Source organism: Zunongwangia sp. HGR-M22, from assembly GCF_027594425.1.
Lineage (GTDB): Bacteria > Bacteroidota > Bacteroidia > Flavobacteriales > Flavobacteriaceae > Zunongwangia.
Genome location: NZ_CP115159.1, coordinates 654,220 through 666,349, shown reverse-complemented (window position 1 = coordinate 666,349; position 12,130 = coordinate 654,220). Strand labels below are relative to the sequence as shown.

General features: G+C 35.1%; 15 protein-coding genes. 7 read left to right on the top strand and 8 right to left on the bottom strand.

Features of this window, described 5'->3' with window-relative positions:
- Window positions 1-2: 2 nt before the first annotated feature.
- Together gldC and gldB are read right to left on the bottom strand one after the other, a co-directional pair.
- Window positions 3-341 (bottom strand): gliding motility protein GldC, encoded by a 339-nt coding sequence (gene gldC, locus PBT91_RS02880; protein WP_270060297.1) that lies wholly within the window; start codon window positions 339-341, stop codon window positions 3-5.
- The gene (gene gldB / locus PBT91_RS02875; RefSeq protein WP_270060296.1) at window positions 341-1,303 is read right to left on the bottom strand and encodes a gliding motility lipoprotein GldB; all 963 of its coding nucleotides are present in this window, start codon (window positions 1,301-1,303) and stop codon (window positions 341-343) included. Before gldB ends, gldC begins: the two co-directional genes overlap by 1 nt.
- 110 nt (window positions 1,304-1,413) lie before the next feature.
- Here gldB and nadE point away from each other — a divergent pair, with 110 nt between their 5' ends.
- On the top strand, window positions 1,414-2,205 hold the full coding sequence (gene nadE / locus PBT91_RS02870; protein ID WP_270060295.1) for an NAD(+) synthase: 792 nt from the start codon (window positions 1,414-1,416) through the stop codon (window positions 2,203-2,205).
- 99 nt (window positions 2,206-2,304) lie between these two features.
- Window positions 2,305-2,946, top strand: coding sequence for a response regulator (locus PBT91_RS02865; RefSeq protein WP_270060294.1), 642 nt, complete (start codon window positions 2,305-2,307; stop codon window positions 2,944-2,946).
- Between the two features lies 1 nt (window position 2,947).
- On the opposite strand, the gene dnaG is transcribed toward PBT91_RS02865, so the two are convergent.
- From dnaG to PBT91_RS02845, 4 genes are all read right to left on the bottom strand, one after another.
- Complete coding sequence (gene dnaG / locus PBT91_RS02860) at window positions 2,948-4,927, bottom strand: DNA primase (protein WP_270060293.1); 1,980 nt, start codon at window positions 4,925-4,927, stop codon at window positions 2,948-2,950.
- Between the two features lie 98 nt (window positions 4,928-5,025).
- Window positions 5,026-6,081, bottom strand: coding sequence for a hypothetical protein (locus tag PBT91_RS02855; protein ID WP_270060292.1), 1,056 nt, complete (start codon window positions 6,079-6,081; stop codon window positions 5,026-5,028).
- Between the two features lie 89 nt (window positions 6,082-6,170).
- Window positions 6,171-6,992 carry a hypothetical protein gene (locus tag PBT91_RS02850; RefSeq protein WP_270060291.1) on the bottom strand — a complete coding sequence of 274 codons (822 nt, stop codon included), beginning with the start codon at window positions 6,990-6,992 and terminating at the stop codon, window positions 6,171-6,173.
- Complete coding sequence (locus tag PBT91_RS02845) at window positions 6,979-7,539, bottom strand: RNA polymerase sigma factor (protein WP_270060290.1); 561 nt, start codon at window positions 7,537-7,539, stop codon at window positions 6,979-6,981. Before PBT91_RS02845 ends, PBT91_RS02850 begins: the two co-directional genes overlap by 14 nt.
- Before the next feature lie 171 nt (window positions 7,540-7,710).
- Here PBT91_RS02845 and rluF point away from each other — a divergent pair, with 171 nt between their 5' ends.
- From rluF to PBT91_RS02820, 5 genes are all read left to right on the top strand, one after another.
- The gene (gene rluF / locus PBT91_RS02840; protein WP_270060289.1) at window positions 7,711-8,541 is read left to right on the top strand and encodes a 23S rRNA pseudouridine(2604) synthase RluF; all 831 of its coding nucleotides are present in this window, start codon (window positions 7,711-7,713) and stop codon (window positions 8,539-8,541) included.
- A gap of 68 nt (window positions 8,542-8,609) precedes the next feature.
- Complete coding sequence (locus PBT91_RS02835) at window positions 8,610-8,846, top strand: DUF7218 family protein (protein ID WP_270060288.1); 237 nt, start codon at window positions 8,610-8,612, stop codon at window positions 8,844-8,846.
- A 1-nt stretch (window position 8,847) separates the two neighbouring features.
- Window positions 8,848-9,270, top strand: coding sequence for a VOC family protein (locus PBT91_RS02830; protein ID WP_270060287.1), 423 nt, complete (start codon window positions 8,848-8,850; stop codon window positions 9,268-9,270).
- A 40-nt stretch (window positions 9,271-9,310) separates the two neighbouring features.
- Window positions 9,311-10,330 carry an AI-2E family transporter gene (locus PBT91_RS02825; RefSeq protein WP_270060286.1) on the top strand — a complete coding sequence of 340 codons (1,020 nt, stop codon included), beginning with the start codon at window positions 9,311-9,313 and terminating at the stop codon, window positions 10,328-10,330.
- Between the two features lie 32 nt (window positions 10,331-10,362).
- Window positions 10,363-10,761 (top strand): YkvA family protein, encoded by a 399-nt coding sequence (locus PBT91_RS02820; protein WP_270060285.1) that lies wholly within the window; start codon window positions 10,363-10,365, stop codon window positions 10,759-10,761.
- Window positions 10,762-10,831: 70 nt separating this feature from the next.
- On the opposite strand, the gene PBT91_RS02815 is transcribed toward PBT91_RS02820, so the two are convergent.
- Entirely contained in the window at window positions 10,832-11,731 is a 900-nt protein-coding gene (locus PBT91_RS02815) for a bifunctional 5,10-methylenetetrahydrofolate dehydrogenase/5,10-methenyltetrahydrofolate cyclohydrolase (RefSeq protein WP_270060284.1), read from the bottom strand.
- 87 nt (window positions 11,732-11,818) lie between these two features.
- Window positions 11,819-12,112, bottom strand: a complete 294-nt coding sequence (locus PBT91_RS02810) for a four helix bundle protein (RefSeq protein WP_270060283.1) — start codon at window positions 12,110-12,112, stop codon at window positions 11,819-11,821.
- Between the last annotated feature and the right edge of the window lie 18 nt (window positions 12,113-12,130).

The window sequence follows — 12,130 nt, the reverse complement described above, 5'->3', positions numbered from 1 at the left end:
GATTACTTTTTGGTTATTTCTAATTTCTCAGCGAAATAATCACAAAAATCTCCCATTGTATCGGCCATCTTATCGTCTTGCGTAGCGCGATAATACGTTTCTTTCATCGAAACTAAAGTTTGATGAAAGAATTTTTTCATCTCATCTACCGGCATTTCTTTGGTCCAAAGATCTACTCTTAAAGTTTCCTGTGCTTTAGCATCCCATACAGAAAGCATTAGTGCTTTAGCTTCTTCTTTAAAAACGTTACCATCTTCAGCGCTCCAATAAATTTCTTCAGGCACTTTATTTTCGTCGGTGACTACTTCAATATTTATATCAGATTTTTTATAAGCTGCCATTATTTCTTCGGTTTATAGTTTGCGTTATTAAAAATTATTTCAGCATCGGTATTCAGCATTTGTTTTATGGACACTTCATTTTTATCCATATAAGATTTCACCATTTGCCAGCCAATGTACTGCCCCAATCTGTCGGGAGTTTCAGCATCTAATGACAAATAAAACTTAGAAAATGGTGCAGGATATAAAAATCGCGGTGCTAAATTAGAGTCGGTATCAAAAATAAGCTCATTATCTACAAAATACCGCCAGACCATCTCTTCATTGTTTTCAGCAAATTCCCATTGCTCTTGGGTATATCCTATTTTACGCCATTTTGATTGCTTCGGAAGCCAGATGTCTTTCAAATAAAGTAATTTACCATAATAGATCATATTCGCTAAAAAAGTTCTTGCCTTTGCACGAGGGACATATTTTTCAGCAATACTATTTGCAGCATCGGGCACAATTTGATCTTTTGTAAAATTGCGCTTAAAATATTCTACGATACCAATATAAAATTTATGATCTTCACCCAAATATGTATCTAACGAAACAAATAGATAGTCACCGGTATATATTGTTTTATTTTTATAATCTACCTCAGATGTTATCGTAAGGACATCTGGAACTGCAAATTCTGGAAAATAATATTTTACGTGCTGAAAAAGTGAATAAAATTCATCCTCAGTTTCGCTAAAATCAGGATACTTTTTTGCGACTTCCCTATTAATTTCAAGCTGAATAGTATCTTTCATTTTATTGATCCAAACACTATCTGCAAATTGCTTCGGAAATAAATAAGGATAGTCTTCTTTTAACTGCGGAAGACTTTGCGGACTTGCTTCTGCAAAAAGCTTATCAAATCTTACAATTTTAAAATCTAGAGGGATTTTCTCGATCTCCTTCTCTCTCTTTGATGCAGAATCGCAGGAAATAAGGCTTAGAAATAAAAAAAAGACAAATAAAATTCTACTCATCATAAGCATTTATCAAAAATCACGGGTTTTAGGTTCATGCCCTTTTATTAATTGCGTTTAAGTCTTAGATTTGTGTACAAAGGTATTATTTACAAACTAATTCACCCAAACATATGCAAACCACAAAAGTAATCGATCATATTGTAAACTGGTTAAAAGACTATGCTGAAAATGCTAAAATGAATGGATTTGTTGTTGGTGTTAGTGGCGGAATCGATTCAGCAGTAACATCGACGCTTTGTGCGAAAACAGGATTGGACGTTTTAGTCTTAGAAATGCCTATACATCAAGATCCTTCACACGTTAGCCGCGCGCAAAAACATATCGCGTCTTTAAAAGAACGTTTCCCGAATGTAAAAAGCGAAAGTGTAGACCTTACTCCGGTTTTTGAGAATTTTAAAAGTGCTTTACCAGCCATTGAAGCTTCTGCAAGCGTAGATCTAAGTTTAGCCAATTCACGTGCACGTTTAAGAATGACCACACTGTATTATTTCGCAGGACTTCATAAATACTTAGTTGGCGGAACCGGAAACAAAGTAGAAGATTTTGGTGTAGGTTTTTATACTAAATATGGTGATGGCGGTGTAGATCTTAGTCCAATAGCCGATCTTATGAAAAGCGAAGTTTATGCTTTAGGAAAAGAATTAAATGTGATTGAAGATATTATGGTTGCCGCACCAAGCGATGGCTTGTTTGGTGATAGCCGAAGTGACGAGATGCAACTTGGCGCAAGTTATGACGAATTAGAGTGGGCAATGAAGATGCAGGAAAGTGGTAAAAAAGAAGATGAGTTTGAAGGCCGCGAACTAGAAGTTTATAAAACATACATAAAACTGAATACTGCAAATTCGCATAAAATGAATCCTATCCCGGTATGCGAAATACCTGTTCACCTTAAAAACTAGTCGTTTTGTCGAATTTGAAATAAATACGGCTTTGTTATGGAATATCGTTTTATTTTAGACTATAGTAACGCTTTATCAAGTAAATAACTATTATCTAAAATGAGTACAGTTTTAGTAGCAGATCAACATCCTGTTATTGCAGAAAGTATAAAACATATTCTTTCTGGCAATGATTTTATTAATGTGATTGGGCAGGTTGGCTCTGGTAACGAACTGTATGATTTTTTAAGCAATAAGAAAACCGATGTTTTAATTATTGAAATTGATCTTCCGCAACTTAATGGAATACATGCGCTGCGACAGATAAAACAAAAATATCCTCATCTCAAGATTCTGGTGTTTAGCTGCCACCCTGAAGAAATGTATGCACTTAGTGCAATTAAGGCAGGTGCTGCAGGCTATATTTCTAAAACCAATCCTGCTGAGATCGTTTACAATGCCATTAGACAGGTTACCAGAGGCGGGATTTATCTAAATGAAGAAATCACTTATAAGCTTAATAACGGAATCTCTACAGGGCAACATCAAATTTCTAAATTTAAGAAATTATCTTCTCGCGAGACAGAGGTTTTAAATTTACTTAGCTCTGGCAAGCGTAATAAAGATATTGCTGAGGCGCTGGATATTAACGAGAAAACGGTTAGTACATACAAAGCGCGTCTACTTAAAAAACTAGATGCCGATAATATTGCAGATCTTATAAAACAAGCGCGATTACTACAGATAAACCCTGCCATGTAAGTTAACTGGTTACCCTGTTTAGTTTCTCTTCGATAGTTTTGCGTAGTTCTGCATAATCTGATATTTCTGCTAAAATCTCAGAATTATCGATACTCGCATCAACTATTTTCGTTTTCTCCATTAAAGAATTAATTTTCTTAACCACCAATATTCTACGGAAATTCAGAATCGTTTCTGAAACAAGACGATCTATTTGTTCATTTTTAGACTTTACCGGAATATCCTGTCGCATCCAATCACTTAACTGGTATTGTTCTTCTGCCATTAAAATATCGGTAACTATAGATGCTTTCTCTGGAGGAATTTCATTTACAAACTGTTCGATGACCACTTTTTCATCTCGATTGTAATACTCGATCAAATGCTCGTAAATAGCTCTAAAATCGGGATTCGCCAAAGCAACCTCATCTTCCTGAAGATCTAGATAGATCTTTCGTGACACTTTTCTTTCAACATTAGCGCTTTTAAGCACAGGTTCTCCAGATTCATCTGCTTCAAGAAACATTTCTTCAAATTCTCGTTTCTCATTTCCGTAGAGCAATAAAGCACTTACAATTCCTCTTTCGAGCACATGTAGCTCGTCGACTCTTCTTACAGTTTGCTTTTCTTGCTGCGGAAGATCTTTTACAACCTGAAAGCTTTTTTGGTCTTTTTTGGCAGTTCTTTTATGATCCTGTTCGCCTTTTTTGGTAAGCTGTGCTAGTGTAGAAAACAATACATCTTCTGAAATATCCATAATCCTGGAACATTCCTGCAGATATACTTCCTGCTGAATTGTATCTGGGATTTTAGCGATACTATTTACCATATCCCTAATAAGCCCAGCTTTTTTAACGGGATCATTCTTAGCATCTTTCATTAATAAAGATGCTTTAAAACTTATAAAATCGGTCGCATTTTCAGCTAAGAACTCTTTTAGTTCATCTTCAGAATTTTTACGTGCAAAACTATCGGGATCCTCTCCTTCTGGGAAACTGCAAACTTTCACGTTCATTCCCTGTTCTAAGATCAAATCGATCCCACGCAGCGAAGCTCTAATTCCGGCAGCATCGCCATCAAAAAGAACGGTAATATTTTTGGTTAACCGGCTAATTAATCGAATTTGCTCGGTGGTTAAAGCAGTTCCTGAAGACGAAACTACATTTTCTACTCCGCTTTGATGAAACTGAATAACATCGGTATACCCTTCAACCAAATAGCAATTATCTTCTTTTGCAATCGCTTGTTTGGCATACGAAATTCCATAAAGAACTTTACTTTTATGGTAAATATCACTTTCTGGTGAATTGAGATATTTTGCCGCTTTCTTATCTGAAGTTAATATTCGACCTCCAAATCCTAAAACCCTCCCAGACATCGAATGGATAGGAAACATCACGCGGCCTTTAAAACGATCAAATTGTCGTTCTCCTTTTACGATAGACAGCCCTGTTTTTTCAAGATAATCGAGTTTGTAACCTTCAGCTAAGGCTTCTTTGGTAAAAGCATCCCATTCATCTAAACAATATCCAAGCTGAAATTTCTTAATGGTTTCGTTAGTAAAACCTCGTTCTTTAAAATAACTAAGCCCGATTGCCTGTCCCGCATCAGTTTTATGCAGAATTTTCTGAAAATATTTATTGGCAAATTCAGAAACCAGATACATACTTTCCCGCTCATCAGCCTGTTCTTTTTGCTCATCGGTCTGTTGAGTTTCTTCAATTTCGATCCCATATTTTTTAGCCAGATATTTTATGGCCTCAGGATAGGTAAAATGTTCGTGCTCCATTAAAAAAGCCACAACATTCCCTCCTTTTCCACTAGAAAAATCTTTCCAGATTTGCTTTACCGGCGAGACCATAAAACTAGGGGTACGCTCGTCTGTAAACGGACTTAAACCTTTAAAGTTTGTCCCAGATTTTTTAAGCTGAACAAAATCCTGAATCACCTCCTCTACCCGGGCGGTTTCAAAAACACTGTCTATGGTACTTTTAGAAATCAAATTTGGATAATTTTTGAAGGATTTTTACCAATAAAGAAAACAAAAAAGACCTTATCGGAAAAACGATAAGGTCTGCAAAAATACAAATTATATAGGGACTAGTCCATATCTAATCGTAGTCCTAAAGAGAAATTATTCAATTCGATATTTGGGGATGAAAATATCGGATTTAGATCGTATTTAACATAAAGCGCTGTACCGCCAAAACTTAAATATCCACTTAAACCGTAAACAAACTCGTTCGTATTAAAGCTACTTTTATCTTTTATTTTTTGATCATCGCCATCATTAAACTTTAGTTTTTGGCGTTCCCCGATATTAAACCCGGCATATCCACCAAATCCAATTTTCACTTGATCTTCTGTAGAAAATCTTCTCTTCCCATCTGTAGATCGATTCGCATAAGGACCAATTTCAAAATGTATAGGCACTACAAGGTTATCCATTCTAAATTTAGATTTATCCAAATCGTATTCAAATTCTTCTAATCTTGTGATGCCTCCATCCTGAACAAAATAGCGGTTATTGGTAGGTTTTAATCCGTTTAACTGAAATGACAGCCCATACTTTATTCTTAACCAGTTGGTATTTTCAAAAACTCTGGTGGTCCATGCCCAACCAATTTCAAAAAAACGACTACCGCCCAATTTAAAATCTGAATCGTTAATCGATTGTCCATCGGCAAGTGCATTATTAAAACCAAAAGCGATCACAAAATCATTTTTGGTACGCTTTTCTTCTATTCTATAATCGTCTTTATCACTTTCAAAATTTATTTTACCCTTCGACAAAGTGATTTCTAAATAAGACCCTGATTCTCTATTACGCTCGGCGATATCAACCTCATTTTCGATAATTGCGATACGGTTTCTAATATTTTCAGCAGCTAATTTTGCAGCTTCTTTTTTCTTCTTTTCCGCTTCTTCCTTCTCGTACCAACCGCTTTCTAAATCTTTGTTTATTTTTTCAATTTCCTTTTTTAGTCTGTCTTTCTCTTCCTGAGTTGCTATTTTAATTTTTTGCTCTTTAATTTCTCGCACACGAGCAACAGAATCTAAGTTGAACTCTTTTTGCTCGCTTTCTTCCTGAGCCTCTAAACTACCAATCGCAAAAGATGATAATAAAAAGGCGAAATAGATGATAATTGTTTTCATGATAAGTATTAGTTTTTAGTGTCTTAGAATTAAATCCTAAAACTGATTGATGAATGACCCCAAATTTGGGTGATGATAAAAATTGTTATTTAGTCGAGTGCTACCGCGTTTTTTGCTTTAGAATATCCTTCTTTTAGTAGATCGAAAATTTTATCTCTAAAAGATTTTTCTATTTCTCGTTCTGCTTCTACCAGTAAAGCTTCGGCGCTGTATTTATTGGTGTATTCCTTTTTGTAATCTTGATCCAGATCGCTAGCGGCGGCCAATAGTAAGGCATTAACCTCAGCATCGGTAACAGAATCTTCCATATTAATATGTAAAGAACGTATTACTTCTTCTAATTTTTGCTGAATTAATTTTTCGTTATGTGCGATATAATCATTTTCAGCTTTAGATGGATTTATAAAATTTGGATTGATTTTATCGATTTTTGGCGTTACTTCTGTTTTCTCCGGAATTTCCAATTCGGTTTCAGCGACTTGTATTTCCTGCATTTTTACAGGTAATTTTTCTGAGATCTGATCTGATTTATACTGAACAATTTCAGGTTCGTTTGCTTTATTCGTTTTTTCAGGCTTCGCTTTGGTTTCTTCCGCAGCAATTCTTATTTCATCATTTTTTTCTTCGGAAGTAATCCTGAAATTCTGTTGAGGTTCAACTTCTTTTTCTGAAGGTTTTTCAACAATCTGCGGTGCTACATCTTCACTCTCCGATTTCAGCATAAATCCTCCTATCGATATTGCAATTACCAAAAGCGCAGCAATACCTAACCACCATTTTTTATTCGATTTTTGTTGATTTTCGTTCTTATCTAATCGCGCATTTAGCTTTTCCCAGCTACCTTCTGACGGAGAAATACGACGCTCTTCCAACCGCTCCTTTACATGCTCTTCAAATTTAATTGGCGCCATAACCTGTCTCTTTTTTAGTTAATTTTTCCTGCAACATTTTTCTCGCTTTAAATAATTGAGATTTAGAAGTCCCTTCAGTAATATTCAACATTTTCGCAATTTCCTGATGCTTATATCCTTCTACAGCATACAGTACAAAGACCAATTTGTAGCCTTCTGGCAAATTATCGATTAACTGCTGGATGTGTGCTACACTCAAAGCTTCATCGATATTATTAGAAGTCTCACCATATCCGGCAAATTCATCTTCAGGAAACTCCAAACTTTTTTTCTTCCGAAGAAAACTTATGGATTCCCTCACCATTATTTTACGAATCCATCCCTCAAAACTTCCTTCTCCTTTAAAATCATCTAAGTGAGTAAAAACTTTAAAAAAGCCATTCAGCATTACTTCTTCAGCATAATGCATGTCTTTTACATATTGCCTGCAAACACTAAGCATTTTAGCAGAGTGATTCTCATACAACTGCTGCTGCGCTTCGCGATTGTTTTGCGCTGCCCGCTTTATAAGCTGAGATTCGTTTTTAAAAAGTTGAATTACTTTCACTTACTAATTTTAATATCCGATACTTTTCATATCATTATTACCAAAAGAGCTTCTATTTACATAGACGCAGAAAAGTTACAAAAGGTTGCCCTGGTTTTAATTTTTTTTGATTTTTTTTAATTCACAGCATCAATTCTTAATCTTGTATCTTTGCAAAACACTTATTTTACTATGGCTGAAGAGAATTTGACCCGTATTAATAAATTTTTAAGCGAAGCTGGATTTTGTTCCAGAAGAGCTGCAGATAAACTAATTGACCAAGGACGAGTTACCATAAACGGAGTTGTTCCTGAAATGGGAACCAAAATTGCCCCCGGGGACGAAGTAAAGGTTGACGGCCAACTTATTGCTACGGAAGAAAAGGAAAAGCCCAATGTTTATATCGCTTTTAATAAACCTATAGGTATTGTTTGTACTACAGACACCAAACGAGAGAAAAATAACATTATTGATTACATTAATTATCCTGAACGAATTTTTCCTATTGGCCGTTTAGACAAACCTAGTGAAGGATTGATCTTTTTAACAAGTGATGGTGATATCGTAAATAAAATTCTACGCGCCCGCAATAATCATGAGAAAGAATATATTGTAAGTGTCAATAAACTTCTTAAGCCAGATTTTGTTAAAAAAATGAGTAAGGGAATCCCAATTTTGGATACAGTAACCAGAGAATGTTTTGTAGAGCAGACGGGGGAAAAAGAGTTTCGAATTATTCTTACGCAGGGATTGAACCGACAGATTAGAAGAATGTGCGAATTTCTGGGGTATGAAGTAACTAAATTGAAACGTGTTAGAATTATGAATGTTCCACTGGATATTCCTATTGGAAAATGGCGACATATTACTAAAGAAGAACTTAAAGAAATTGATCGCCTTGTAAATACATCTTCAAAAACCCAGGAAGCCTCTCAACTTTCCGAATTAAAAAAAGATATGAAACCTAAGGGAATTAAAACCAAAAGTAGATCTACCGGAAAACGTCCTCGCAAAAAATCTTAACAGAGAATTAGCGAAAATACTCAACAATAATTCGCTTATCTTTATAAATTTAATAGAAAAGTTAGAAGATGGCGAAAAGAATAAAAAACGAAGAACAATACGAAACACTTCGTGAAAAAGGCTACAGCCAGGAAAAGGCTGCAAGAATAGCAAATACAGAAAACTCTGGCGAAAAAGGAGGAAAAGCTAAACAATACGAAGAGCGCTCTAAAGAAGATTTGTATGAGCAGGCCAAGAAAGTGGGTATTGATGGACGCTCTAAAATGACCAAAGACGAACTTATAGAAGCTCTTAGAAATAATTAATATGAAAGTACAACCATTTCATCTTGCAATTCCTGTTTACGATTTAGAGGCCTGTAGAAAATTTTATGGGGAAGTTCTTGGCTGTGGCGAAGGACGTAGCAGTGATCACTGGGTAGATTTTAATTTCTTTGGCCACCAATTGGTAATCCATTATAAACCAAAAGAGAATATAGCAAGTGAACACATCAATCCCGTAGATGGAAAATCTGTACCAGTACCGCACTTCGGTGTTGTATTAGAATGGAATGTATTTGAGCAATTTTCTAGCTTGCTAGAAGCTAAAAACATTAATTTTATCATACCTCCGTATATTAGATTTGAAGGAGAAGTTGGCGAACAGGCTACTATGTTTTTTAAAGATCCTTGCGGCAATGCTTTAGAATTTAAAGCATTTAGAAACAAAGATCAAATATTTGCAACCTAAAAACTATTATTTATAAATAACAATACTAACTAACCAATACATGAATAAACTTAAGCCGTCTTTAGTGCGGCAACTATTTGTTTTACTCCTTATCCTTTTTTTGGGAATCTTAATTTTTAGGGAACTTGTTCCTTATCTCACCGGGATTTTAGGTGCCATAACTTTATATGTACTTATGGCCGGATGGATGGAGAAATTATTAAAAAAAGGATGGAAACCATCTATAGCTGCCGGTGTTTTAATGTTTGGTTCTTTTATTGGAATTTTAATTCCTATTAGTGGCATTATTATAATGCTTACCTCGAAAATTGGAAAAGCTGTTGATAATTCTGAGATGGTAATCTCAGCTTTAAAAGAACAGTTACGCCATCTTGAAGAATATGTGGGTTACGACATTAGTGGTACTATTGATACCTCAGCTATATCCAGCTGGATTTCAGAAAAACTTCAAAATTTAGCGGGTGGAACGTTCGATGTATTTGTGGCAGTAGGACTAATGTATTTTATGCTTTACTTCATGCTAATTAATCGTGAGAAAATGAAACAGGCACTTATCGATTATATTCCTCTTGGAAAAGCAAATTTAAGCGTAATAGCGAAAGAAAGTAATCTATTAGTAAAATCTAATGCATTAGGAATACCTTTGGTTGCCATAGTACAAGGATTAATTGCTCTTATAGGTTATTTGATATTAGGCGTTCCAGATCCGTTTTTTTGGTTCGGAATTACAGCAATAGGTTCTATGATTCCGTTTATTGGCACGGCGATAGGAATTGCTCCTACCACGATCCTATTATTTGCTAATGGTGATAACTGGCAAGGTATCGCATTACTGATTTATGGCGTTGTGGTAGTAGGATCTACAGATAATCTAATTAGAATTATGGTCTTAGACCGGCTAGCTAAAGTACATACACTTATTACCTTAATAGGAGTTATTGTTGGTGTTCAAATTTTCGGATTTATAGGATTAATATTTGGCCCTCTTTTAGTTTCGTTATTCTTATTAATTCTCCAGATCTACAAAAAGGAATACGGTAATGAAAATGATCGTTTATAAATGATAATTACTAACTAAAAAATTCAATTGATATGTTCGGCAAAAAGAAAAAGGAAATAAATGAAGAATATTTTAAAGAAGGCGTAGTACAAGTTGACGAGGGTGATGTTGAAGTTGCAGCAAACTCTCAGGAAGAAGTTGCCGATAAGATAATTAATTCAGGAATGCTTAAAAAGTATACTGAAATCGGTAAATTGATGTACGCTATGCTAAACGATTATCGAAAAGGGCTGTATACAGATATTCCCTGGTTTACCATTGCAGCAATTGCATTTTCATTTCTTTATATTTTAAATCCATTAGATGTGATTCCAGATTTTATTCCGGGATTGGGATATATTGATGATTTTGCGATAATCACTTTTGCGATTCGATTTATTGAATCTGATATTCACAAATATCTAGATTATAAGCTAGAAGAGACTAAATAATGTTTTTTCTTAAAAAGCAAAAGCCTCACAAAATTTTGTGAGGCTTTTTTCTTTTAAAACTTTACATTGATTAAAGCTGCTTTTCGCTATTTCTTACTCTATGGCGTTCTCTTGCCAATAGCGTATTTTTAAGAAGCATAGAAACCGTCATTGGTCCCACTCCGCCTGGAACGGGTGTTATAAAAGAAGCTCTTTTGCTCACATTTTCGAAATCTACATCACCTTTAATGATATAACCTTTTTCAGCATTATCATCTGGCACACGAGTAATCCCTACATCAATAATAACAGCATCATCTTTTATCATTTCTCCTTTAAGGAAATCTGGAATTCCTACGGCAATGATAATAATATCTGCCTGAGAGGTGATTTGCGTGATGTTCTTAGTAAATTCGTGCGTAAGTGTTACAGTTGAATTCCCCGGGAAACCACTTCTTCCCATCAAAATACTCATTGGGCGACCTACGATATAACTTCTACCAATTACCACGGTATGCTTTCCTTTAGTTGGAATATCGTAACGCTCTAAAAGTTCTAAAATGCCAAAAGGTGTTGCCGGGATAAAAGTCGTCATATCTAACGCCATTTTCCCAAAGTTTGTTGGATGGAAACCATCTACATCTTTATCTGGATCTACTGCATTTAACACCTTTTGCGTGTCGATTTGTGGTGGTAATGGCAATTGAACGATAAAGCCATCGATATCATCATTTTGGTTTAGCTCTTCGATCTTATCTAAAAGTTCGATTTCACTAATGGTAGATGACATTCTGAAAAGTGAAGACTCAAAACCAACTCTTTCGCAGGCTTTCACCTTGCTATTTACGTAGGTTTTACTTGCTCCATCATTTCCAACAATAATAGCAGCAAGATGTGGCACTTTTTCACCACGCTGCTTCATTTTTTCGACTTCAGCACCGATTTCATTTTTGATATCGTTACTTACTTTTTTACCGTCTAAAATAGTCATTATTTCAGTTATCAGTTTGCAATAACAGTTGGCAGATTAATCTCCCGCGCCAAACTTTCCGGGATTGTGTATCATAAAATTCAATAATCATCCTATTTCATAGCTATCTTCAGATAAATAATCACAAGAGTATGCAAATTCGATCCAGGTTTGTGTTTCAGCATTTTCGGCATCGCAATCAGTTAACTTACTTACAAAATGCTTAGGATATTTTCGTTTCCTATATGCTTCTGCAATATTAGCACAAACCGATCTTGAACTTCTTCTTATTTGATCTGTCAAAGAAAATTTCTCTTCCGAAGGAAAAGATTTTGATTCCTCAAAAATGCGCATCGCAAGAGAAAAAGCTTTTTGATATACTTTTAAAGATTTAAAATCCATACCAATATTTATTAGAGC

Coding starts and splice junctions, on each gene's coding strand:
- PBT91_RS02815 (WP_270060284.1), bottom strand. CDS start 11,731: ATGACTATTTTAGACGGTAAAAAAGTAAGTAACGATATCAAAAATGAA.
- PBT91_RS02850 (WP_270060291.1), bottom strand. CDS start 6,992: ATGGCGCCAATTAAATTTGAAGAGCATGTAAAGGAGCGGTTGGAAGAG.
- PBT91_RS02825 (WP_270060286.1), top strand. CDS start 9,311: ATGAATAAACTTAAGCCGTCTTTAGTGCGGCAACTATTTGTTTTACTC.
- PBT91_RS02810 (WP_270060283.1), bottom strand. CDS start 12,112: ATGGATTTTAAATCTTTAAAAGTATATCAAAAAGCTTTTTCTCTTGCG.
- rluF (WP_270060289.1), top strand. CDS start 7,711: ATGGCTGAAGAGAATTTGACCCGTATTAATAAATTTTTAAGCGAAGCT.
- gldC (WP_270060297.1), bottom strand. CDS start 341: ATGGCAGCTTATAAAAAATCTGATATAAATATTGAAGTAGTCACCGAC.
- PBT91_RS02855 (WP_270060292.1), bottom strand. CDS start 6,081: ATGAAAACAATTATCATCTATTTCGCCTTTTTATTATCATCTTTTGCG.
- nadE (WP_270060295.1), top strand. CDS start 1,414: ATGCAAACCACAAAAGTAATCGATCATATTGTAAACTGGTTAAAAGAC.
- PBT91_RS02820 (WP_270060285.1), top strand. CDS start 10,363: ATGTTCGGCAAAAAGAAAAAGGAAATAAATGAAGAATATTTTAAAGAA.
- gldB (WP_270060296.1), bottom strand. CDS start 1,303: ATGATGAGTAGAATTTTATTTGTCTTTTTTTTATTTCTAAGCCTTATT.
- PBT91_RS02865 (WP_270060294.1), top strand. CDS start 2,305: ATGAGTACAGTTTTAGTAGCAGATCAACATCCTGTTATTGCAGAAAGT.
- PBT91_RS02830 (WP_270060287.1), top strand. CDS start 8,848: ATGAAAGTACAACCATTTCATCTTGCAATTCCTGTTTACGATTTAGAG.
- PBT91_RS02835 (WP_270060288.1), top strand. CDS start 8,610: ATGGCGAAAAGAATAAAAAACGAAGAACAATACGAAACACTTCGTGAA.